Annotated in this window: 22 protein-coding genes and 1 other RNA gene; 6 read left to right on the plus strand and 17 right to left on the minus strand. The window is 39.4% G+C overall.

Going from position 1 to position 23954, the window contains the following annotated elements; genetic code table 11:
- Positions 1-22: 22 nt before the first annotated feature.
- From H6F62_RS14525 to H6F62_RS14540, 4 genes are all read right to left on the minus strand, one after another.
- A complete protein-coding gene (locus H6F62_RS14525; RefSeq protein WP_137909122.1) occupies positions 23-454 on the minus strand; it encodes a hypothetical protein in 432 nt (143 codons plus the stop codon).
- A 163-nt stretch (positions 455-617) separates the two neighbouring features.
- Positions 618-1031: a phasin family protein gene (locus tag H6F62_RS14530; RefSeq protein WP_190372336.1), complete on the minus strand. Its 414-nt coding sequence runs from the start codon at positions 1029-1031 to the stop codon at positions 618-620.
- 25 nt (positions 1032-1056) lie between these two features.
- Positions 1057-1153, minus strand: an RNA gene (gene ffs / locus H6F62_RS14535) — signal recognition particle sRNA small type.
- 48 nt (positions 1154-1201) lie between these two features.
- The gene (locus H6F62_RS14540) at positions 1202-1468 is read right to left on the minus strand and encodes a YciI family protein (RefSeq protein ID WP_137909120.1); all 267 of its coding nucleotides are present in this window, start codon (positions 1466-1468) and stop codon (positions 1202-1204) included.
- A gap of 252 nt (positions 1469-1720) precedes the next feature.
- Between H6F62_RS14540 and H6F62_RS14545 the strand changes: the two genes are divergently transcribed.
- Complete coding sequence (locus H6F62_RS14545; protein WP_137909119.1) at positions 1721-2491, plus strand: peptidoglycan-binding protein; 771 nt, start codon at positions 1721-1723, stop codon at positions 2489-2491.
- A gap of 75 nt (positions 2492-2566) precedes the next feature.
- Here H6F62_RS14545 and H6F62_RS14550 read toward each other — a convergent pair whose 3' ends face one another.
- On the minus strand, positions 2567-3793 hold the full coding sequence (locus tag H6F62_RS14550; RefSeq protein ID WP_190372337.1) for a ribulose bisphosphate carboxylase small subunit: 1227 nt from the start codon (positions 3791-3793) through the stop codon (positions 2567-2569).
- A 140-nt stretch (positions 3794-3933) separates the two neighbouring features.
- Here H6F62_RS14550 and H6F62_RS14555 point away from each other — a divergent pair, with 140 nt between their 5' ends.
- Both H6F62_RS14555 and H6F62_RS21025 read left to right on the plus strand, forming a co-directional pair.
- The gene (locus H6F62_RS14555) at positions 3934-4449 is read left to right on the plus strand and encodes a GNAT family N-acetyltransferase (protein ID WP_137909117.1); all 516 of its coding nucleotides are present in this window, start codon (positions 3934-3936) and stop codon (positions 4447-4449) included.
- 578 nt (positions 4450-5027) lie between these two features.
- A complete protein-coding gene (locus tag H6F62_RS21025; RefSeq protein WP_190372338.1) occupies positions 5028-8708 on the plus strand; it encodes a bluetail domain-containing putative surface protein in 3681 nt (1226 codons plus the stop codon).
- Positions 8709-8838: 130 nt separating this feature from the next.
- Here the strand turns inward: H6F62_RS21025 and H6F62_RS14565 are convergent, their stop codons facing one another.
- The 5 genes from H6F62_RS14565 to H6F62_RS14585 form a co-directional block, all read right to left on the minus strand.
- Positions 8839-9240 (minus strand): PIN domain-containing protein, encoded by a 402-nt coding sequence (locus H6F62_RS14565; protein ID WP_190372339.1) that lies wholly within the window; start codon positions 9238-9240, stop codon positions 8839-8841.
- Positions 9237-9482, minus strand: coding sequence for a type II toxin-antitoxin system Phd/YefM family antitoxin (locus H6F62_RS14570; RefSeq protein ID WP_190372340.1), 246 nt, complete (start codon positions 9480-9482; stop codon positions 9237-9239). The genes H6F62_RS14565 and H6F62_RS14570 overlap by 4 nt, the downstream gene beginning before the upstream one ends.
- A gap of 147 nt (positions 9483-9629) precedes the next feature.
- A complete protein-coding gene (locus H6F62_RS14575; protein ID WP_028082366.1) occupies positions 9630-9959 on the minus strand; it encodes a ribulose bisphosphate carboxylase small subunit in 330 nt (109 codons plus the stop codon).
- Between the two features lie 45 nt (positions 9960-10004).
- Positions 10005-10412 carry a chaperonin family protein RbcX gene (locus H6F62_RS14580; protein ID WP_137908328.1) on the minus strand — a complete coding sequence of 136 codons (408 nt, stop codon included), beginning with the start codon at positions 10410-10412 and terminating at the stop codon, positions 10005-10007.
- 70 nt (positions 10413-10482) lie between these two features.
- Entirely contained in the window at positions 10483-11913 is a 1431-nt protein-coding gene (locus H6F62_RS14585; RefSeq protein ID WP_028090545.1) for a form I ribulose bisphosphate carboxylase large subunit, read from the minus strand.
- A gap of 937 nt (positions 11914-12850) precedes the next feature.
- Here H6F62_RS14585 and panB point away from each other — a divergent pair.
- The gene (gene panB / locus H6F62_RS14590; RefSeq protein ID WP_137908327.1) at positions 12851-13624 is read left to right on the plus strand and encodes a 3-methyl-2-oxobutanoate hydroxymethyltransferase; all 774 of its coding nucleotides are present in this window, start codon (positions 12851-12853) and stop codon (positions 13622-13624) included.
- Positions 13625-13657: 33 nt separating this feature from the next.
- Here panB and H6F62_RS14595 read toward each other — a convergent pair whose 3' ends face one another.
- From H6F62_RS14595 to H6F62_RS14605, 3 genes are read right to left on the minus strand one after another with little or no spacing between them, the layout of a single operon-like run.
- The gene (locus tag H6F62_RS14595) at positions 13658-14023 is read right to left on the minus strand and encodes a hypothetical protein (RefSeq protein WP_190372341.1); all 366 of its coding nucleotides are present in this window, start codon (positions 14021-14023) and stop codon (positions 13658-13660) included.
- Positions 14013-14258 carry a hypothetical protein gene (locus H6F62_RS14600; RefSeq protein ID WP_199306442.1) on the minus strand — a complete coding sequence of 82 codons (246 nt, stop codon included), beginning with the start codon at positions 14256-14258 and terminating at the stop codon, positions 14013-14015. Before H6F62_RS14600 ends, H6F62_RS14595 begins: the two co-directional genes overlap by 11 nt.
- A gap of 39 nt (positions 14259-14297) precedes the next feature.
- Positions 14298-15260, minus strand: coding sequence for a DUF1517 domain-containing protein (locus tag H6F62_RS14605; RefSeq protein ID WP_190372342.1), 963 nt, complete (start codon positions 15258-15260; stop codon positions 14298-14300).
- 1263 nt (positions 15261-16523) lie between these two features.
- Here H6F62_RS14605 and H6F62_RS14610 point away from each other — a divergent pair.
- Positions 16524-17759, plus strand: a complete 1236-nt coding sequence (locus tag H6F62_RS14610) for a glycosyltransferase family 4 protein (RefSeq protein WP_137908325.1) — start codon at positions 16524-16526, stop codon at positions 17757-17759.
- Here the strand turns inward: H6F62_RS14610 and thiS are convergent.
- Together thiS and H6F62_RS14620 are read right to left on the minus strand one after the other, a co-directional pair.
- The gene (thiS, locus tag H6F62_RS14615) at positions 17756-17968 is read right to left on the minus strand and encodes a sulfur carrier protein ThiS (RefSeq protein ID WP_137908324.1); all 213 of its coding nucleotides are present in this window, start codon (positions 17966-17968) and stop codon (positions 17756-17758) included. The genes H6F62_RS14610 and thiS overlap by 4 nt on opposite strands.
- Positions 17969-17978: 10 nt before the next feature.
- Positions 17979-19028: a thiamine phosphate synthase gene (locus H6F62_RS14620; RefSeq protein ID WP_190372352.1), complete on the minus strand. Its 1050-nt coding sequence runs from the start codon at positions 19026-19028 to the stop codon at positions 17979-17981.
- Between the two features lie 392 nt (positions 19029-19420).
- Between H6F62_RS14620 and H6F62_RS14625 the strand changes: the two genes are divergently transcribed.
- Positions 19421-20983 carry a DUF1565 domain-containing protein gene (locus tag H6F62_RS14625; protein WP_190372343.1) on the plus strand — a complete coding sequence of 521 codons (1563 nt, stop codon included), beginning with the start codon at positions 19421-19423 and terminating at the stop codon, positions 20981-20983.
- 83 nt (positions 20984-21066) lie between these two features.
- On the opposite strand, the gene H6F62_RS14630 is transcribed toward H6F62_RS14625, so the two are convergent.
- Entirely contained in the window at positions 21067-21723 is a 657-nt protein-coding gene (locus H6F62_RS14630) for a hypothetical protein (RefSeq protein WP_137908321.1), read from the minus strand.
- Between the two features lie 127 nt (positions 21724-21850).
- Positions 21851-23938, minus strand: coding sequence for an S-layer homology domain-containing protein (locus tag H6F62_RS14635; RefSeq protein WP_190372344.1), 2088 nt, complete (start codon positions 23936-23938; stop codon positions 21851-21853).
- Between the last annotated feature and the right edge of the window lie 16 nt (positions 23939-23954).

A 23954-nucleotide genomic window follows, 5' to 3' on the forward strand; every position in this document is an offset into this window, starting at 1 on the left:
GTAGAGATTCACAATTATTAACTTAGCACTCAATTTCCTTTTCCCAGTCTGGACAATTTTGATCATCCCAACCATGGGGGTGCATAGCACAAACTAACAAATTACCGCCATAAACCTGTCCGTGATAGTGGCTACAACCAATACAAGCCGCATTTTTCTTTATTGTAGCTTCTACTGCATAAGGAAAACCTGGATCTACATCTTCCGTGATGTTGATGTCTTCTAGTTCCCAGTAAATTTCCAGAATTGGTTCTGCTAATTCTTGTAAAAATTGTTCGTGCAGCCTAGCGAAGTTATCAATGTCTGCTACATAAGTGCTTTGTACTTCTTCAGTAATTTCTTCCGCGAACTCAAAAAAAGCATCCACCATGTCATTCATTCCCAGGAAGAACTGCTCTACTTCATCAGCCACGTTTTCGATCATGTCTATTAAGTCTTTTTGCCACTGTTCCATAAACTTAAAGCCCTTACTGGCTAAAAACATGAAGCTTAACGCCATCAGGCTGGAATTGCTAGAGTACAAGGTAAGTAATTACACTTAAAACCACTTTGGGTATTCTGTGATTTTTCTATAATTGACTGTGACTGATACCAAACTCAAGGTAAAAAATTGTTTTTTACGGTTCTCGTTGCAGCCGTTTTAACTCTTCCTGTAGTTCTCGCACTTGATCCCGCAGCTGATTTACATTATCGCCATGATCTTTATTATGATCTTTATTTTCTTTTTTCGTCTCTTTCCCAGTTGGTTCTTCGTCATCCTCTAGGATATCTATCCGACGAGGTTCAGAAGTAGGGGTTTTTTGAGACGCTTCTCCAGATCCTGGCTGCTGTTGGGCTTGCTTCATCATATCCTCGACGAAGCGGCGAGCTTCTTCTGTGTTCATCTCGCCTTTAGCCACCATTTCATCTGCTAATTTTTGGACTTGCGATCGCAGTTCGGCTAATTTCCCCCCAGCTTTTTCACTGGCGTAGGAGGCTAACCCAACACCGAGATAAAAAGCTTTTTGTACAATATCTCCAAAACCAGGCATTGCTGCTAAAAGCTCCTACAAGTAAGGCGACCCGGAGACTACGCCTACCACAAGCATCCCTTATTGCTGCTACCTTCCGGTCCTGACAAGGTTTGGGCGTTGAAGTTGCATAGATCCAGGTCTTCATTTATCATAACACGAAAATTCAGAATTTGTATATTATTCCAAAATTATTCCAAAACAATTTGCCATTGCAATAGTTGATAATTGACACAATCGTTCTGTATCAAGGGGTCAGCGGTTACTATTGCCTGTGCTTCATCCATTGACTCAGCCTCAAATAACATCATACCACCACCTTTTTGCGCCCAATAACCTGTTTTGGCTTTGTGTCCTTTCGCAATTAATTGTTGTACGTAGGCTTTGTGGGCGGGTACATATTTGTCAAAGGTCGCCTTATCAACCTTACCAGTTTCAATTTTGACAAACCAAGGCATATATTTGGATCGGCTTTTAAATTAGTAATTTCTCGTTGATCACAAAGTATCATGATTTATGATCATATTCCCGCCAATTTATATCGCCAATTTATATACTTTTATAATTTTTATAATTTATGTATTTTTTTGTAAAAACCGTTGTCAGATTACATAGTCATACTGTATTATTAACTAAGTAAGGTCTCATTTTCAGTTAATCTCTGCTTTCAATTACGAAACTGATCAAACTAAAGTTACCAGGATAGCATTATGGCTAACAAATTAAATCTCGACAGCGGTGAAATCCTCAAACAAGGTGCAAATGGCGCAAAAGTTCAACAACTACAGGAAATCTTAAAAGCACTCAATTTAGATCCGGGGACAATAGATGGTGATTTTGGCAACAATACTGTCAAGGCTGTCAAACAGTTTCAGAGTCAAAATGGGCTTAACGCAGATGGAATAGTCGGAAAAAATACTCAGAATGCTTTAAATAATGCTCTTGACCAATTAACAACAGATCCAGTACCATCCCTAACTCCTCAACCAAACGGTTTTGGTGGTGTCACCGGAAAACTACCACTGCCAGCAATTCCGCTGATAAAAAAATTTGAAGGTTGTTATTTAAAGGCTTATCCAGATCCCCGAACTGGTAATTTACCTATCACCATTGGTTGGGGTTCTACAAAAAAAAGAGATGGTAGTAACTGGAAATTAGGTGAAAGCATCACTCAACAAGAAGCAGATGATTTATTAATGATTCAATTAGAAAATAATTATCTACCATCTCTGCAAAAAATTCCTGTTTGGAATGAGTTAAATACTAACCAACAGGGTGCTTTATTAAGCTTTGGTTATAACTTGGGTGCTAACTTCTATGGTAGTTCCAGTTTCAAAAGTATGACTAGAGTTTTGAGAGATAAAAAATGGGATGAAATTGAAGAAACTTTTCTAAAATACAGGAATCCTGGTAGCAATGTGGAAGTAGGATTAAGACGGAGAAGACAGGCAGAAGCTGACCTATTTTTAACTCCAGTTTAAGCCTACATTGCTATACTAAATTCAAGCCCTGTAGAGACGTTCCACGGAATGTCTCTACATTCAAAAAAATACCAATTACTTGCTATGAGGACGTTGAATAATTGTTTCTACCACTCGTCGTTTTGCTTGTGGATCAATTCCTACTAAACGCACATATTCACCGCTATATTCAGATAAGCAAGATTCTAAATTAGAAATAGCGTCGGAATGTGCATCAATATTAAAAAAAGAACCGCAACTTTGCCAAGAACCTGTACGGAAACGTCTTTCATCAATGTGTTCAATACCAATTTTATAACCTTGAGCTAAAATTTGTCGAACTTGTTCTTGAGTTTCTAAACTTAAATGATTGGCTTGATTATTGATAGGTTTACTAACTGGAACTTCGACAACAGGAGCAGCAACTTGATAACCTTTACCTCGATTTAAGCGGTTATATTCATCAACTAAATGGGAATTTTCCACCCGTTTTTGTTCACTAACCATGAATTTACCAGACTCAATTAAATGAGAGAGAGTAAAATCTGGCTTTTTAAATGCTGGTGGTCCCTCCAAACTATTGACAACTCGCAAAGAGACATTTTCAAAACCGATTTGATGGATAAAATTACGAATTTGCTCATCATAAATCCGGGAACGTAAAGCACTAAAAAAGTCAATAGATTGATGGGGAAAAGTATCAACTAATTGTGCGATTTCTCCTTGTGAAAGTCCATCTTCGGCAAAAATTCCGCCGACAATTCCTATTCTATCATCTCGGTTAGGTTCCCAATAAAATTTATCCATTCTCCCATCACGAATTAATGGTGCGTAGAGGGTAGAAAAATCATTTCCTGTGACAATAATCGGGACACGACATAAAGGATTGGAGTCATAACTTCCCGGTAATTGTACATCTGTGGGATTATCAGCAATATTCATCAATGTAGCATTTACTAATTGAGTATTTACTGTATATTGAGTTCCTTCATCAAAACGTCCAGCACCCGCATCTAAATCATTAATCATCAGTACGCACATTTTCCCCCGGACTTTGATTAATTCTGCTGTTTCTCGATATCGTAACCGAATTAACCGCGCAGGATCTCCAGCGTCTGGACTTTCTAATTCCCCTCCAGATATTAAAGTTACCCCGATACCCATTTTTTCAAAAACTAACTCGCATTGAAAGGATTTTCCCTCTCCTTTGCGACCATGAATACCTAAAATTAGGGGAACTCGAATACCAGGAAGGTTTAAGAAGTTTTTGGTGATATGTACTGCAAGTTTATCGAGAAAACTAGGAGCAATGTAGTAATTCATAGAATTATCCCTGGTGATGATTTATGTAAATTAGTATATATTATATATTTTTTTGGTAACGATAGTCAATTAAATGATAAATTAAGTTTGTCAGCTTAGAAATTATTTTACTTAATTTTCATTAGGTTCTAATTCTCACTATGAATGATCCATCAATTACCATTACTCAGTTATTAGATACAGATTTGGAAACACTCAGAAAAATCAGTCGAGAAATTTGGTTTACTCATTATCCTACAATTATCAGCAATGAACAAATCGAGTATATGCTAGATAAAATCTATGGAATAGGAGTAATTGAAAATGAAATTTATAATCAAGGGATATTTTATGATCAGGTATTACATAATTCCCAATTAGTCGGTTATTTATCTTATGGTGCAGAAATGATGGATAATATCAGTTATTTAAAATTACATAAATGTTATTTATTACCGTCATTACATGGTTTTGGATATGGTCAAAAGATGTTATTTCATATTTACCAAAAAGCGCAAGCAATGAAATTGAAAAAAATAATTCTTAATGTCAATCAAAGGAATGAAAAAGGGATTAAAGCTTATTCTCGATTTGGTTTTAGAATTATTGATAGTCAAGTAATAAATTTTGGGAATGGCTTTGTGTTGGATGATTATATCATGGCTTACGATATTTAAGAAATAAGAAAGACAATGATAAAACGTAAATATTCAGTTTATTGAGTAGGGTGTGTTAGCTGTCTTCGTAACGCACCTAATTTCTATGTAATAGCTTTAATTGTGTAGTAATAAGCTGAGACATATTTGTCAAACATTGTACTACTTATAAGTATAAATATAATCATTATAGCACTATATCCTTTTATGCCCAGTGTTTGAATTATTTAGTCACAGCAGTTTTCATATTTTTTATTAATTTTTATTAAAAGTTAAACAGAAAATAATCATTATTTAAACAGGATTTGATATAGTGATTTGCACTGACTGGAATCAGTAAAATTTTGTTTGAAATAATTACGATGAAATGTCGTAACTGGTGACTACTACCGCTATAGCCTCTGTTTTCTGCGGATGCTAGTGAGTTAAGAGCGATCGCCTGTAGGCTGTTTGTTTGATCAAAATCACATTTTGAAGTGATGTGTTACGCTTCCCTTACTCATGCTAGGAAGAAGCTACCACACTCAGAATATTACATAACAGTCGTTTTTTTATATAGGCAAGATTTCTGCGTGCTAACTAAACCAGGAGTAATTAAAATGAGTCAGCAAAATCTAGTTTTCACTAATCCCAATGAAATTACCATTCCTAATGGTGGAGCAGCAACAACCTACCCCTCAAGTATCAACGTCTCCGGGTTAAATGGCACAATTACGAGTTTGAAAGTAACCCTAAGCAATATTAGTCATACTTATCCCGATGACCTTGATGTTCTACTGATAGGTCCTACAGGTGCCAAGGTCTTGTTAATGTCAGACGCAGGTTGGTCTTGGGACTTAAACAATGTCACCTTAACCTTTGACCCCAATGCCAGAGATTTTCTGCCGGATCAAGGTCAGATCAGCAGTGGTAGTTATCGAGCCACAGACTATGAAACAGGTGACAGATTTAATAATTCTCCTGCTCCCAGTGGTAACTATGGAATAGATTTTTCCGTATTTAACAACACCATCCCCAATGGTGCATGGAATATATATGTAGTGGACGATACAGGGGTAGATATTGGCAACATCGCGGGCGGATGGTCAATAGCTATTGATACTACCGAAGTAACGACAAAACCAATAGTCACATTAGCTACTTCTCCGAAAAAAGTAGCAGAAAATAGTGGAGGGAATATTCTCTACACCTTCACCCGAACAGGCAACATCGCCAGTGAGTTAACCGTCAATTACACCGTATCAGGTTCAGCTATATTCAACACAGACTATAGTCAGACTGGTGCCACATCCCATACTGCCACTACCGGAACAGTTTCCTTTGCGGCTGGAGCGGATACAGTTACCCTGACAATTTCTCCTCTTGAGGACAACATTCAAGAAAATGACGAGACTATCATCTTAACCCTGGCAACAGGGACAGATTATATCATTGGTACGACCACAGCATTCACTGGAACGATTACCAACGGGAATGATCAGTTTGAAGCGACTGGCAGTAATCTAGTCAGCAACAAGATATATGACGGTGGCGATGGCACTGACACCCTGATTGTGGATTATAGCAGTGCCAGTTTCACCCATTTAGGAAACGGTGGTTATGGAGTAACTAACACCTACACCAATAGTTTTGAAGGTTTATGGCATAGATTGTATTATGGGTCTCAGCCCTTACTAAACTACAATAACGTAGAAGTGTTTCAAGTAACAGGAACACAATATGCAGACTACCTCAGAGGTTACAGTGGAGATGACACCCTAATTGGGGGTGAAGGAAATGATAATATCGCGGGTGGAGATGGAAATGACACCATCAGAGGTGGTGATGGCAACGACACCCTAAAAGGGGAAGGTGGAAATGACGAAATTGAGGGTGGTGATGGCAATGATACCATTGATGGTGGCACAGGTCGTCATGTTATCCGTGGAGGAACAGGGAATGACACAGTAGTCAGTGCTAAAGCTGGAGACAGCATTGACGGGGGAGAAGGAACAGATACGCTACAAAGCCTAGACCTGAGCAGTTTAGATGTAGATTTAGTTCTGGATTTAAGAGCTACAGAACAGGTAAGTGGGGATAATAATACCCGCATTAACAATTTTGAGAATATTTCCTCTGTGACTTTAGGCAGTGGTGATGACACCACTATTGCCACTGGTAATTTACTGGTCAGCAATGGCAGCATTAACGCTGGGGATGGCACTGACAGACTAATTGTGGATTATAGCAGTGCCAGTTTCACCCATTTAGGAAACGGTGGTTATGGAGTAACTAACACCTACACCAATAGTTTTGAAGGTTTATGGCATAGATTGTATTATGGGTCTCAGCCCTTACTAAACTACAATAACGTAGAAGTGTTTCAAGTAACAGGAACACAATATGCAGACCACCTCAGAGGTTACAGTGGAGATGACACCCTAATTGGGGGTGAAGGAAATGATAATATCGCGGGTGGAGATGGAAGTGATACTATCATACCAGTAAATCCCAATGTCGCCAAACCAGGGTTAGGGACTGTAGATACAGTCACTGGGGGAACAGGAGAGGACACTTTTATTCTGGGCGATGTCACATGGATTGGTTATGATGACTATAATCGTACCACTGCTGGTACAAGTGACTACCTGATCATCAAAGACTTTAATCCCCTGGAAGATATCATTCAGCTTTTGGGTTCCAGTAGTGATTATACGACCACAGTTTCAGGTAATAACATTAACCTCTACATCAATAAACCTGATAGCGAACCTGATGAACTGATTGCTGTTTTAGAAAATACCCAGGGTTTAATCAACCCATTGCAATTTAACCTCACTGGTAGCTATTTCAATTATATCGCCAGTAATGCTGTCCTAAACATCACTGGTACATCTAGCATACAAACGGAGGGCAACTCAGATCAGAAGCCATTTGTGTTTACTGTCACTCGGTCAGGGAACACTAGTGGTACAAGCACAGTAGATTGGTTTATTACCCCGTCTGGTAATAACCCCGTTAACTCCACCGATTTTTTTGGTGGAGCAATGCCACCAGGAGAAAGCCTCACCTTTTTACCAGGAGAAACCAGCAAGGAAATAAGAGTGCGGGTCAGAGGAGACAGCACCATTGAATCCAACGAAACCTTTACGGTTTATTTGTCTACTCCCTCCCGATCTACTATCGGTACTCGCAGTGCCACAGGCATCATTTTAAATGATGATGGTAGTCAACCGACTCTCCCAGTGTTCGGCACTTCTGGTAATGATACTCTCAGTGGTACTATAAATGTTGATTGTCTTATAGGTTTAGCGGGCAACGACACCTATACTGTGAATAATGCGGGTGATGTGGTAGTAGAAAACCCCAGTGAGGGAACTGATTTAGTTAACGCATCTATTTCCTACACCCTGACCGATAACTTTGAAAATCTTACGCTTACGGGAAGTGCTAACCTCAATGGTACAGGCAATAACCTCAACAACAGCCTCACTGGCAACACAGGCAATAATATCCTCACAGGAAATGCTGGTAACGATACTCTTAACGGTGGCGCTGGCATTGATACCTTAATTGGTGGTTTAGGTGATGATATTTATGTCGTAGATAGCACTAATGATACCATTACTGAGAACTCAGGAGAAGGAACAGATATCATTCAATCTTCTGTTACCTTTGATTTAACGGTTTTCCCCAACATCGAAAATCTGACCTTAACAGGAACAGCTGTTATTAATGGTACTGGGAATGCAGGTGACAATTCATTAACAGGTAATAGTGGCAATAATACCCTCACAGGAAATGCTGGTAACGATCTTCTTAACGGTGGTACTGGTAACGATCTTCTTAACGGTGGTGCTGGTGCAGACACCCTCACAGGTGGAATAGGAATCGATACCTTGGTTTTCCAATTTGGACAATCCCCAGTATCAGGAGCAGACCGAATTACCGACTTTGCCATTGGCACTGATAAAATTGACCTGTTGACTTCCCTGGGTGTAGCTATGAATGCTCCCACTGCTTTCACTCGCGCTGCTAATAGTACAGACACTACCTTAACAAATGTGGTCAATAGTGTATTTACTGATGCTGATGGAGCGTTAACTGGTAATCAGGCTTTAGGTGTAAGTAGTGCAGCTTTAGTCAGTGTCACCACTTCTGGTATTGCGGGGACTTATTTAGTGATTAATGATGGTGTGGCTGGCTTCCAATCCAGTAATGACCTATTGGTGAATATCACAGGATCCAGTGGTATATTACCAGCTTTGGGTACTATTGCTGTTAGTAGCTTCTTTATCTAAGTGCCTAAGCTCTCCTTTTGTAATTGGGGAGCTATTTTCACCCAAATACAGCAGTTTCGTAAGATATTATGAGCGATCGCCTCCGGTGGACGGAATGCGATCGCTATCAAAAGTTATCCAGTTATTAAATTCAGGTTTCACTAGATGCCCAGATTAAGGAGACTTCATATTGATTAAATGTTGAATCTGCACTTACAAGCGTCATTTCTTCTACTTGAGCTTGTGCAATCAGCATTCTGTCAAAAGGATCACGATGATGTAAAGGTAGTGCAGCTACCCGCAAAGCATGAGAAGTAGTAATCTCTAAAGATCTAGCTCCTAGTTGGTTCATGCGAGTGGAAATATAATCTTCTATTTGTTCCGGTAGTGGCAACTTACCGATGGAAACCTTAATTCCTATCTCCCAAACACTAGCAACTGAGAACCATACTTCATTGGTTTCATCCGCAATTTGCTCAATTACCTTCTGATTCAACTTTTCTGGTTGAGAAAACCACCATAACCAGCATTGAGTATCTAATAAAAGCCTCACTCTGCACCGCCTTCAAATGCAACTAAAATCTCTTCGGGTAGAGGAGCATTAAAATCATCTGGAACAATAAATTTTCCTCGATCTTGACCTAAGCTAGAACGACGATCTAACGATGTCCGAAATGGAACTAGTTTAGCAACTGGAACGCCTCGGTTGGAAATAATAATTTCCTCTCCAAGCTCCACACGGGAAAGTAGTCGAGAAAGGTTTGTCTTAGCCTGATGAATATTTACAGTTGCCATGATTTTAATGGACTAGGTTTGTGAACTAAGTCTAGTCTAGCTATGGCGATTCTGCAAGGATATTCTGTACTAAAAACTAAAAAAGAGAGATAGAAAACTCTACCTCTCACCAGGGTATAAATAAGCTTAATTAAACCAAATCAGATTTTAGTATCTGCTGGGTTTGTGAACGATGAAGCTAAGAACTTGACACTGCTTAATGTTGTCAAAACCAACAACACGGATGTAGCAGTTGCTATACTGAGAACGGCAACCTTGAACTTCGCTCAATACTTCTTGAGTAGATTTAGCGCCGAACAAAGGTAACTTCCACATTGTCCAGTAAAGTTCTGTAGGTTCAGAAGTTTCGTTAAATTCAATGGCGGGGATGTAACCTTGGTTCAAAATATATTGAACTTGCTTGGCAATTTGCGCGTCAGACAGAGGGGGAAGGTAAGAAAGGGTTTCGTAACGACGCTCTTTAGGTAAAGTTTGCATAGTTTTTGATAAGTGGGGGAGATTTTTTATTACTTGGTTGACTGACTAATTAGATAAATTATCTAAATCAGAATCAGATATTGTTTGTCTTTCAGTTTCGAGGCTGGGACTTGATAAATTTAATTGCGTAATACGTTCGAGATGCTGGCGACGCTGTTCCATATTGGCCTGCTGAATACCAGTGATCACCATTTCTGGTAAAAACTCTGTCACTTCCGCCGCTATGTGTTCCCTGACAGTCATAATCCGCAAAGCCAAATCTGACTTTTCTAGAAACAGTTCCTCAATATAAGCTTCTCCATCCTGGATTTTGCCGGCGGAAAAGTTTTGCAACCAATGTGCTAAAGGTGGATTTGTTTCGCCTAACTGCGCCAATACAGTCCTTAATGCCTGATAAGTCAGGTAACTTTGGAGAGTTTTGGCTGTTTCTTTCGCAATTTGCTTTAAATCCATGCTTGACCCAGCCCTTGAGATTTTTAGATTTTGGATTGTTTATGAATCCAAAATCCCAAATCTTAAATGATCAGACGGTATCCATTGCTTCAAACTCGAACTTAATTTCTTTCCACAGTTCGCAAGCAACAGCCAACTCAGGAGACCACTTAGCAGCTTCGCGGATAATGTCGTTACCTTCACGAGCCATGTTACGTCCTTCGTTACGAGCTTGGATACAAGCTTCTAGAGCTACGCGGTTAGCTGTAGCACCGGGAGCGTTACCCCATGGGTGTCCAAGAGTACCACCACCGAATTGCAGTACGGAGTCATCACCGAAGATTTCCACCAACGCGGGCATATGCCATACGTGGATACCACCGGAAGCAACGGCCATTACACCAGGTAGAGAAGCCCAGTCTTGGGTAAAGTAAATACCGCGAGACTTGTCTTGCTCAACGTAGTTTTCACGTAATAGGTCAACGAAGCCCATGGTGATACCGCGTTCACCTTCTAATTTACCAACAACTGTACCGGTGTGGATGTGATCACCACCAGACAAGCGGAGGGCTTTAGCTAATACGCGGAAGTGGATACCGTGGTTTTTCTGACGGTCAATTACAGCGTGCATAGCACGGTGAATGTGCAACAGAATACCGTTATCACGACACCAACGAGCCAATGTGGTGTTAGCGGTGAAACCTGCGGTTAGGTAGTCGTGCATGATGATGGGCTGTTTGAGTTCTTTAGCGTACTCAGCCCGTTTCAACATTTCTTCGCAGGTAGGAGCGGTAACGTTCAGGTAGTGACCTTTGATTTCGCCGGTTTCTGCTTGGGCTTTGTTGATAGCTTCAGCTACGAACAAGAAGCGATCGCGCCATCTTTGGAATGGTGCTGAGTTGATGTTTTCGTCGTCTTTGGTGAAGTCCAAACCACCACGTAAACATTCGTATACAGCACGTCCGTAGTTTTTAGCGGAAAGACCTAATTTGGGTTTAATTGTACAACCCAACAGAGGACGACCATATTTGTTCAATTTGTCGCGCTCAACTTGAATACCGTGAGGAGGTCCTTGGAAGGTTTTGATGTAAGCTACTGGAAAACGAATGTCTTCCAAACGTAAAGCCCGCAAAGCTTTAAAACCAAATACGTTACCGACAATAGATGTCAATACGTTGGTGATAGAACCTTCTTCAAACAAGTCCAAAGGATAAGCAACGTAACAGATGTATTGGTTATCTTCACCGGGAACTGGTTCGATATCATAACAACGACCTTTGTAGCGATCTAGGTCGGTGAGCAAGTCTGTCCAAACTGTTGTCCAAGTACCAGTGGAAGACTCAGCAGCTACAGCCGCACCAGCTTCTTCGGGGGGAACTCCAGGTTGGGGAGTCATCCGAAATGCTGCTAGTAAATCTGTATCTTTGGGTGTGTAATCCGGTGTGTAATAAGTTAGTCTGTAATCTTTAACCCCAGCTTGATACCCAGACTTAGCCTGAGTCTTAGTTTGCGCGTAAGACATATTTTTCTTCCAAGAAGTCTTTCTTTATTACTATCAAATCACGTTATGTGCAACTTCTTCTCATTCTTACTCTTTATTCATTCTTAATAAGATCATAAGTTTTGCTTATATTTTGGGGCGATTAGTTTCTATGGTGGCAGTGCGGCTGCATAAATTAAGTTATAGTCACAATTACCATAACTCATTTTTTACCATGGTTCAGACGTACTCTTTTGACGCTGTTGTTTTTCGTCCCAGCAATACAAAATCTTTTCATCTTGAGGAAAGCATATCCCACTCAACCGATTTGATTAAGATTAACTGGCCTTTATTGGTCTTCTGCGGAACTTTACCGGAAAATTACATTCCAGATATTAACCTGGTTTGCTGCAATTCTCTTTTTTCCTGATCTATCCACCTCAAGCGGGTAAAGATTGGTCATGAAGCATTTTCTCTGAAGACCGATTTAGTCATGGGATGAGCAAGGGAGAAAAAACTGCACATCACTGAATTTGTAGCTTACCCCACAATAGATCAAAATTCAATAAGTTATTTCTGAAGTTTTGTTAACTAACTTATTTAATTTTCCTATTATAGAAAGATTTAACAAAATGTTAAATCTACTTTACAAATGTGCATATCTGAGTATTGCTGTGTCTGCAAGGTCTTTAACCCCTGTGGCTGTATTAGCTATTTTACGCATAAGTAGATATATTTTTTTATCGAACCGCAGAGGCACAGAGAACACAGAGGAAGAGAGTTAGCAGATGTCTACATTTTAGAGTATGTTTTAAAATTTGATGACTAGTATAATACGGCTTCGCCACGAATTGAAACTCTTGTAGTGACGTTGCTCATCTAGGGATTCTCGACTCTACAATCTTTATCTCCAGTATATTTTTTGTAAAATGTGAGAAATGGAATATTTAGGTGATAATTAACAATTAAACAATTATTTATGTCAGTTACTACTCAACAATTAACTCAGTGGAAACAACAGGGACGGACGATTGTTGCGTTAACTGCCTGGGATTATGCGATCGCTCAACTTTTAGATATATCTGGTGTAGACTTGATCCTGGTTGGTGATTCTCTTGCGGTAATCTTGGGTTATGAAACTACGTTACCAATTACCTTGGATGAAATGATACATCACGCTAAGTCCGTCCGTCGTGGTGTTAAAAACGCTTTGGTCGTGGTTGATTTACCATTTTTGACTTATCAAGAAAGTATTTCCCAAGCTATGCACTCTGCTGGTAGGGTCTTGAAAGAAACAGGAGCGCAAGCGGTAAAGTTAGAAGGTGGCTATCCCGCAATGGTTTCCACCATTACTAGACTAGTTCAAGCGGGGATTCCCGTTATGGGTCATGTCGGTTTAACACCCCAATCAATTCATCAATTAGGGTTACGACAACAAGGAAAAACCCAGGAAGCAGGAGAGAGAATTTTTAATGAAGCGATCGCTCTCGAAAAGGCCGGTGTTTTTGCTATAGTATTGGAACATATTCCCACCAAACTAGCAATGGAAATCACTCAAAAAATCCGTATTCCCACTATCGGTATTGGTGCAGGTTCTAGCTGTGATGGTCAAGTATTAGTCACTTCTGACATTTTGGGACTTTCGGAAAAACAACCACCATTTGCCAAAGTTTATACTAACTTACGAGAAACAATTACCAAAGCTGTACAAGATTACGCTGTGGAAGTGCGAGAAGGAGAGTTTCCTAAATAGTTAATATTCTAGGAAGAATAGCTTTATGAAAGGCTATTGATTCTGAGATTCTTGATTGATTTTGTTTTTTTCTTCTATCAAAGGAAGTTTCATATATTTTTCTGCTGCAATAATCATATATTCAATCAAACGTTTATATTCCGTCTCCCTTTCTATGTCAGTCCTAATTAACTGCTTTTCGCGCTCTAAGGCAATTCGTTCCTGAATAGCTTGTTCCCCTAACCGGATATTTTCTTCTATTGGTACACCTTCTGCTGTTACCATTGGCGCATACCATGTAGCTTCTGAATCAGGAGTACGACGACTAACCAGAATATCTAAAGCCTCCCAGTCATCATGGTTTCTCCGTACATAAGCTCTCAAATCATCTGTTGGCATTTGATCAAAATTAGGTTTCATCAATAAACCTCCAATTTCCTTCAGGAAAGATTAAAATTTCCATTTCATCACCTGCCAGAATGTATACATATCCCTTAATTTCATTAAACCGAATTAAGTGGATGTCTAGAAAGCTGTTAGAGACCATCTGGGAAACCCTGAGACAGGTTAGGGCTTGTACAGCAGTAGGATTAAAAATGGTAGTTTCCTCAATTATGACATCAATAATCTTAAAACTAATGTCGCAATTTTCCATTACCAGTCACTTCTAACTGTTTTCAGCCCTAATCCCCAATTAAACCAATTTCAAATCAGGATATTCCGCAAACAAATCATCTGATGTCAGTGTATCCCCTGGTGCTTGGGGAGTCCACAAAACTTCAATTGCTAACAGTTGTTCACTGGGAAGACTACCAATTTGACGCAAAGCTTGACGCAAATCATCAGCAGTATTAATAGCGGGAATTTGACATTTACCTAAAGTCGCTGCTAACAAGGTGACAATAATATATTCCCCTGGACCTTCGCTAATTAAGCGGGTGGGGTTATCTTCCCCTGATAAAGCTTGTTTGCTCAAAACAGATTTTAGTTGATTATTCACATTAGAGAGAGTTTCTTCGCTAAACTTACTCCGTTCAGCCAAAGATAAACGATTAAATTGGGATTCGGCGGCATTTAACTTTGCTTGTTGAGTTCCACTACCCGCATATACCCAGTATTCAGGATGACGCAGTAAAGCTAAACTAGCCTCTTGTAAAATTTCGCTTCTTCCTTCTGGAGTATTGGTATCAGCAGTTTCCGCAATGTGATTCAGTTCAGTTTGTAAATCTCTGGCTTGAGCTAATAACCCAACTTGTAAACGAGTCACAGACACGGAAGCGTTACTATTATAACTTACTTCTTCCGTTTCCCCACTGGTAACACGGCGGAAGGTTTGGACTAAAAAATTCGCCATAGCGAACAAGATTAAAATTCCAAACAACCCACCAAAACCGCCTCCAAAACCCCACAAGGGTAAAAGAAAGGGAAAGCCAAAACCACCGCCATAAGGGGCGTAGTAACCGCCACTACTCGGCATATTGGGACGGGGTGCATAAGTACGGCTAGAAGGCATTCTAAAAGAACCACCACCAATTCTACCACCAGAACGGGCTGCTAGGGCATCACTGGTATGACTAAAGGCTAAAGTTAGCACTAGGCTAAGAATAAAGACGGTTTTAAATAGGGGCTTGAGAAATCCTTGTAATTTTTTATTCATAACTCATGGATGACGACAACTGTATTTTTACACTGGCTCTTCTGGGAAAAGCAGCGCAATCTATAGCACTACCTTCAATCTAACGCTTCTGATGTTGGTTAGCCAGGAAATTAGGCGGGATTTCTGACGTTGATAACCGTACCGTGAAATCTCCTCTCTCCCAAAAAACTTTGGAATTAATTAATTATTTCTATTTCCCAGCAATGCCATATTCAATAATCTTAGTGCTAAAAAATTCATTAGTATCACTAATAATTCTAATTTAGTATTTTAGCACTTATTGATTAAGTGTGAATCTTGCTACCGCTCTGCAAAAGTGTTTTAAATGATTGGATTTTTTTCTATTCATAATTTTGCTACTAACTAATTTTTTCCGGATAGAGACGGAATATGTAGCACCTATAGTCCAGGGGGTTTGACTTTTAATGAATGATGTAAGCATAGTAACAATTAAAATTTTACATTTACTACCTATTAAGTATAGGGGCAAGTTGAAAAATTTGTTCATATATAGGTTGTAATGTAGCAAATCTAGCTATGATTAACGCCTAAATATTTTCAAATTAATGGCGGGTAAATGCAATGATTGATACCCTGAATTTTGATGAAAATCATGTAAGCAACAAAGGTAAAAATAATGGGCATTATTAAATCATTATTTGGCAGTAAATGCTATCATGCAGATTACAAAATTGCTGGCTATTTTCTGGCGATCTGGCACGAAAATAGCCAATATTTAGGGTATTATAGGGGAAATAGTTAGATTGAACAATTTTCCAAGTAGTTTCTGAGTAATCTATTGGAAGTGTCAATGATAAATCATAGCTATCTTTGATGATGCAGATAACTTGTCCAGCATTGATAACATTGAGCAAATTCAATAATAATTGGCAACAAAATAGGTGATAAATTTATAGTTTTGTCAGGAAGGTGTTTCATAATATAAATTCATCTTGATCTTGTGTATTAATTAGAAAGTGAGAGTTTTACTTATCAGCAAAAATGTCAATACCTAATTTTAATATCGCAAATTTTTTGCTCATATCCAGCATTAAAAAATCCCTATTTCTACCTCCTTTCTGTTGTTAAATTTCTCAAAAATGATTATCTCAATCTCAATTTCTGTAATCACTAATCTGTGGAAATTACCAGTTAGATAGTTTTAGCAATTTATTCAGATGGCTATTGAGCAGTAAGTAATGAATCTTGGTGAATTTAATTCAAGATAACGCCTTAATTCTAGTTAATTTATGAGGCTTAATTATGGAAAATATATCGCAACTAGGGTTACAAGTTAGAGATAAAACAGCTTATCCAGATATCCTAGTTATTTCCCGAATATTCCGGCCACAAGAAGCTGTAATTGGTGAATATGTCTATAATCGTTGTTTACAAGATCCAGACCGGGTAATTGTCTTAGCTGGTGGTTGTGCTGGGGATAAAAAATTTGATAAATCCCAGCAATTTCCGGTTTATCGTTGGTTTTATTTTCCTGCTTGGTGCGATAACTGGTTAGGAAATATTCTCCAATCTGGCTTGAATATTACTGCTGCTTTTTTACTAGCTATTAAATTATATTTTCGCTATCATTACCGCTACATTGAATGGTGTCATGGTTATGATTTCCCAGCTTTGTTGGTACTCAGTTATATTTTACCAATTCGCTTTTTTATCTATTTACATGGTCATGATTTACTTCGTATAGCTACTAATCCTTTATGGAGATGGCTATTAAAATTAACTCTCAAACGGGCTGATGGAATTGTTTGTAATAGTTCTCATATTCGCAATTCTTTAAGAAATACTTTTCGTCTAGATACTCCAACTCATGTGATTAATCCAGTAGTCAGGCCAGAAAGATTTGGTACTCCTACTAGTTTTAGTCATATTGATGATTTACGTAACCGCATTCGTCAAACTTACAATATCTCAGAAACAGCAATTGTTATTCTTTCTGTTGGTAATTTGGTTAAATATCAAAACTTTGATCGGGTGATAGATAATATTCCTGTATTGCTAACTATTGGTTTCGATGTTCATTGTATTATTTGCGGTGCAGGATCTTGTGAAAACCAGCTAAAATCGCAAGCCCAAAGACTAAGAATCACTAAACAGGTTCATTTTGCTGGCTATGTACCAGAACGAGATTTAGCCGGTTATTATGCAGCTTGTGATATTTTCGCTATGTTAAATTCAGATGATCATGATGATAACACTATAGATAACTTTGGTTTAGTTTATTTAGAAGCAGGTTATTTTGGTAAACCTGTAATTGCTCCTCGTTTGGGAAGTGTTTTAGATGCAGTTCATCATGAAGAAAATGGTTTATTAGTAAATCCTAATTCTGGCTATGAAGTTCTGCAAACTTTTAATCGTTTGTGTCGAGATTCACAATTACGAGAAAAACTTGGCCGTCAAGGTAAGGAATTAGCAAAACGGAAAAACTATCATCGCTGGTTATATACTCCTGAATCTTCTTCCTCTTGTTTGTTGAATTAACCACCACCAACTATGGTGACTATTTCCAAACAATCACCATTTTTAACTTCAGTTTCTGACCAAAATTGACGATGTAATATTTCACCATTGTATTCTACCGCAACTAAACGAGGATTAAAACCTAGTTGTTGAAGTAATTCTGGTAAAGGAGTTGGGGATAAACAATTGCGAGTTTCTCCATTGACTTGGAGACTAATTTGATCAGACATAAAACCGTTTTTATTTGACTCGATGGAGTTGAGAGAGAAAATACTGTGTTACTAAAGTAGGTTGATCCGATTGCATGAGCGATCGCACTATCGCTACCCGCTGCGCTCCCGCATTCATGACATCATTCAGATTACTCCCATCTATACCCCCAATTGCAAACCAGGGAATTTGACAATTTTGGGAAACATACTTAACATATTCTAAACCCGCTGCGGCTTTACCTGCTTTAGTTGGTGTTTCATACACAGGTCCCACACCAATATAATCTGCACCTTGAGTAATTGCCATTTGCATTTCTTGCGGATTTGTGGTAGAGCGGCCGATAATGCGCTGATTTCCCAGTAATTGACGAGCCACAGCAATGGGTATATCCTGTTGTCCCAAATGTACACCATCAGCATCTACAGCCAATGCTAAATCCACCCGATCATTAATAATGAATAAAGCTCCGTAATGGTGACATAGCTCCCGTAACTGTATAGCCCGTTCTAAACGCACCGAATCATCAGCGGTCTTTTCTCGATATTGTAACAGAGTTAGTCCACCTTGAAGAGACGCTTCCACAATTGCCAATAAGTTGTCTATAGGAGATGTTACCAGATATAAATGCGATTGCCATAATAAACGATGACGCTGATAACCCATCAAATTACTTTCCAGGGTATAAACCTGATAACGCATTTGCTTACAGACCGTTCCCATTTGCATATCCTTTTGAGGGTTATAAAGCTTACCATATTCCTCCAGGACTCTGAGTGCTTCTTGCACACGGCAAAAATTAGCCTGTAATAGAGATGTAATATCAGCCCTTTCTTCCTCTTGGGGGTGGCTTAAATCAGTTCCCGGATCTCCAGGTGTATCTCTTGCTGCTCGTATTTCCGCCGTATGCCAAGTCCCCAATTCTTGACGTAAGTGTTTACATATACTTGAAAACTGGGAATTATTTAAACCAAAGCGACACCATTCTTCAATAATTCGCAAACCCTCACGAGCGCGATCTAAATTAGCATCTAAAATGCGATAAACAGTTTGCTGCGTGTGGCTGTGGGCTGAAACCATTACAGCAACCTCATTTTTATTGCTATTCATCGTAATAGCCGGCCTGATTCATTATGTTTGATGATTAAATATTTGCTAACTAATTATTTTGACATACCCCTCGTCCTTTCATGAGCGAGGATTCCTTGACACTTCACTGACTGGTGCTACCGAAAAGTAGTCTTATCCGGTCTGGAGTGTCCGTTTATAGTCTCCCAATGCCCTGTGGCGACTATACTTAGTCTACCATAAAGTCGTCCTAGAAGGACGGGGCTTGTATCCGATTTTTTTCGGTCAAGGTACAAGTAACATCGTGGATATACTACTATGAATTAATAGTATAAAAATTGATTGTATAGCAGTAGCAGTTGATATACTATGCTTAGTATGTGTTTTACAGGAGTCTTATAGAAATGATAATTCCAGAAAAATCTGTTAACACCCCTAATAATTCCGTGAGTTTCTCAATTTTCAGTTTAACAGTTAGTTTAGGATTTACAAGTCTAACACTCTTAACTACCAGTTTCCATAGCGCCTTTGCTCAAATACCCACAGGATTAGAACAAAAGCTGCCAGACGAGAAAACAATATCTCAGGTTAACCAGTTTTTTGTCAACCCAAGTATAGGAAATGACAAGACAGGTAATGGTAGTGAAAGCGCACCTTGGCAAACAATTAGTCAAGCCTTAGAAAAATCAAAGGCTAACACTTTAATTATCCTCACTCCTGGTACATATAGTACCAAAACTGGCGAAATATTTCCTTTAATGTTAAAACCTGGTGTAGCCATTCAAGGGGATATTAGCAATAAAGGCAAAACTGTGACAATTATTGGAGGTGGTGAATACCTCAGTCGCAGTTTTGGCGGTCAAAATGTGTCCATTGTCGGTGCTAACCAAGCTAGTTTAAGTGGTGTCACTGTTACTAACTCCAATAGTCGTGGTTATGGGTTATGGATTGAATCGAGTAATATTATAGTTCGGGAAAATACCTTTACTAATAATATTCAAGATGGAATTGCTGTCACAGGTGATGGTACAGCTAGTATTAGCAAAAATTATTTTGTTGCCAATGGTGCTAATGGTATAACTATTTCTGGGAATGCTCGCCCGGAAATCAGGGAAAATGTCTTTCAACAAACTGGTTTTGGGATTAACATTGCCCAAAATGCTGCTCCGGTAGTAGTAGCTAACCAAATTCAGGACAATAGATCGGGTATTATTGTCCAAGCAAATGCTACACCACTATTCAGGAATAATTTTATTCAAGGTAACAAAGAAGATGGTCTAGTAGTTATTGCCCAAGGTAGACCAGATTTAGGTAGTAATTATGATCCAGGGAAAAATGTATTTCGGAATAATGGTCGTTATGATATCAATGCCAAAACTGCTAAATTGATAATTTCTGCCGCTGGGAACAATCTGGTTAGTAATCGTATTAGCGGTAAAGTAGATCTTCAAGGTACAAGCGCACCTACGGACGAAAATTCTCCTTCTAATCCTTTACCAACAGCAACTTCAGGGGAGACACCAATCACTTTTTCCGCGCCCACTGTTTCCAATTCTCCTCATCAGAGAAATATAACACCTTTAAGGGTGACAACTGCCCCTAATTCCAATAAATTGCCAGAATCACCAAATAACTCTAATTCACCCCAATTTAATTCTGTGAGACTTGACTCAGGTGCTATTGAATTTGTTGCTCCTCAAGCCGTAAGGGGGGGAAATATTCGTAATTCAGTCTCGCAAAGTTATACAGCTACTGAGAAAAATGTCAGTTATCGGGTGCTTGTATTTGTTGCAAATCAGCAGCAAGAGGATTTAGTCACTTCTTTGACTACTGGTGCTTTTTATAAAGTTTGGCAAGGACGAAGGGTAATGCAAGTGGGAGTATTTAGTAGTCAAGAAAGTGCTTCTGAAGTGGTTAACATCTTCAATAGCAAAGGTTTAAAAGCAGTTATTGACTCTGAGAAGTAAAGTAATGGGTAGTGGTTGATTGATGATTTGTAAAAGCAGAAATACAGAGAACAGAGAACAGAGAACAGAGAACAGAGAACAGACTAAAATGCCAACTCCAAGTTTTCACCAGTGAGGGCTTTGAGTTTGGATGTCAAGGATTCAGTGCGATCGCTCTTTTGGGGGGTAAACTGTCCAATAGGGGGATTATTGGCAGTTTGTTGTGGGGGCAACTGTTGTGCTGGTTGAGGTGAAATGTCCGCAATAATTGCTGGTTGACTTACTTCTGTATTTTCTGCCTCAGTATCCCAGTTTTCTGCTGCTGGTGGTAAATCATGATTTATTTGGTAATTATAACTAACGTTAGCTGGTAATATTTGAGGAAATTGAGGATGTTGATATTGTTCAGTCCTGATCTCCTGTTTAGCAGGTGGTAAAACTGGTAAGGAGAGGGACGTGAGGCGTTCAGGAAATTTGCTACAAATCATGCGCTCAAATTCCATGTTAAAATGATACGTTGTCTCTCCCTTTCGCCGCCAAAAGGTCAAGATTTGCTGTACAGATATAGCTTTATAACGACCTTGATACAAAGCCTCGATTACCGCCAGGTGTAACCAATGAATGGGATATTCTACTTGCCAGCGGTCAATTAACTCACTAGCATTATATCCATTTAGATCAAAGCTATAGTGAGTTAATAATTTAGCTGCTAATTCGGCAGGAGCCGCAAAAGTTTGAGTAACGGGGGATGTTGTTAACATGGGCTATAAATTGCAGGCAATAGGCATAAACATTTCACCCATCGCATCTAGCCTAGCGTACTTTTAGCTACATGAGTGGTTTTTCACCAGCGGCAAAATTGATAGGCAATGTTTTTTATTCTACTTGTCAATTGCTGATCTGCAAAACAATATAAGGTGAGTTAATAATTTTTGTCCGTCGAGTAGCTACTAATGCTTGATAGACCATGGCCGCCACTTCAGCACGAGTGGCTTCCCTAGTAGGTGCAAGCAAATTGGGATCTGGATAATTAACAATAATTTTTTGTTGGGTAGCGATAGTAACTGCTGTTTGGGCATATTCAGGAATTTTATTCTGGTCTTTGTAGGTTAAGGTCTGTTGATTAGTTGCTGAGAGTCCCAGTCCGTTGACCAAGGAGACGATGATTTGTAACCTTTGAACCTTTTGGTGGGGACGAAAGGTGCGATCGCTAAATCCGCCCACAAAACCGCCTCTAGCGGCTATTTCAATGGCGTTAGCCGCCCAAAAATCCTTGGGTATGTCCGTAAATTCGGGGCTAGGGCGTTTAGCAGGGGGGTTAAAGGCCGTGGCAATTAAAGCCGTGTATTGGGCGCGGGTCATGGCTTGATCTGGTTGGTAAGTCCCATCAGCAAAACCTTGACTTAAGTTCATACTAACTAATGCCCGAATAAATGGTTCTGCCCAATGTCCGACAATATCACAGAAGGAGGGAATCTCTGTCTCTGGTTTGACAATATAGGAACAAGGGAGGGGATTTTCTTTGCCTATGGCTAGTAATGCCTGGTAAATTAGGGCGGCTACTTCGGCGCGGGTAATTTCCCGCAGCGGTTCTAATTGATCTGGTTGGGGATAATTCACCACTAATAATTTTTGGGTAGCTACGGTAGCGATCTTGGTGGCATAACTGGGAATTTGGGCGCGATCGCGGTATACCATTAAGATGTTAGGATTACCACCACTCAATTTTAAACCGTTGACAATGGAGACTAAAGCTTGAATTTTTGTTAAATTATTTTCTGGTCGAAATGTCCCATCGGGAAACCCTGTCAAAAAGCCGTTCTCAGCAGCACTGGCTATGGCTTTGGCCGCCCAAAAGTTCGATTTAACATCTTTGAATCTATCTAGTTGCTTACTCTCAGGAAGTTGGAATGTCTTAGTAATCACAGCCGCATATTGAGCGCGGTTAATCGGTGTGGCTGGTTGAAAAGTCCCGTCGGGAAAACCGCTAATAAAACCTTTGCTAACCAGGGCTTCCACAAAAGCAACGGACCAATGTCCTTCTAAATCGGCAAATCTGCTACTAACTCCTATTTGACTGGGGGTATCAACAGTAGCAGTTATGAAGTCTATTAATCCAATCACCCGGGCAGGATTTAACTGATTACCAACGGAGATGATTTTTTGATTTGTAACATTTTGTAAATCGAATTTCCCCTGTTCCCGAAAAATGTTGTCGGCAGGATCTTGGGGATTTCCTAAATCGGGAACGGCATTACCATTGACTAACAAACCTCCTTGGGTATTACCGACAATCAGATTTCGTCGTAATACGGGTCTAGCATCACGAGCAAGGGCGATCGCTGTCCCATTTGCTGAAAGTTTATTATTTGCCACTAAAGGGGCTGCAAAGTCACTAATGGCTATACCTAAAGCGTTGTTTTGAAATAAATTCCGCAGCACTTCCCCTTTGCTATTCCTAGCCATGACTAACCCACTGAATTGATTATTAATAAATAAATTATCCATAATACCCGGTTTAGCATTGCCAGTAGTAAAGATTCCTTCTCTAGCACAGTTCTTAAATGTACTATTGGCTACCGTAGGAACTGATGATTCAATCCAAACACCAGTACCTTTGGCTATGGTATTAATCACGGTTACACCTAAGAGACTGGCATCACCTCGTAATAGTAAAGTGATATTCTGTAACCCGAAACTAGAGCTTTGATATTCCCCACTGCCAGAAATGATAATTTCCTGGCCTTTATTGGCTTCATTACCTACTACCAATACCCCCTGTGGAATGATGAGGGGAAATACCTCTCCATTTGCTGTTCCATAAGTTCCATTGGCCAACTGAATAATTGTTGATGTTTTTGCCTGTTTTAGGGCGCAGGTAATACTTTTCAAGGGATTGAGACGAGAACCAGTATTACTATCCTTTCCTGTAGCAGGATTCACATAAATTGTAGCAATAAGACTAGAATTAACCATTGGTTGTCAAACTCGT

Origin of the sequence: Anabaena sp. FACHB-1391, from assembly GCF_014696755.1 — a bacterium.
GTDB lineage: Bacteria > Cyanobacteriota > Cyanobacteriia > Cyanobacteriales > Nostocaceae > Dolichospermum > Dolichospermum planctonicum.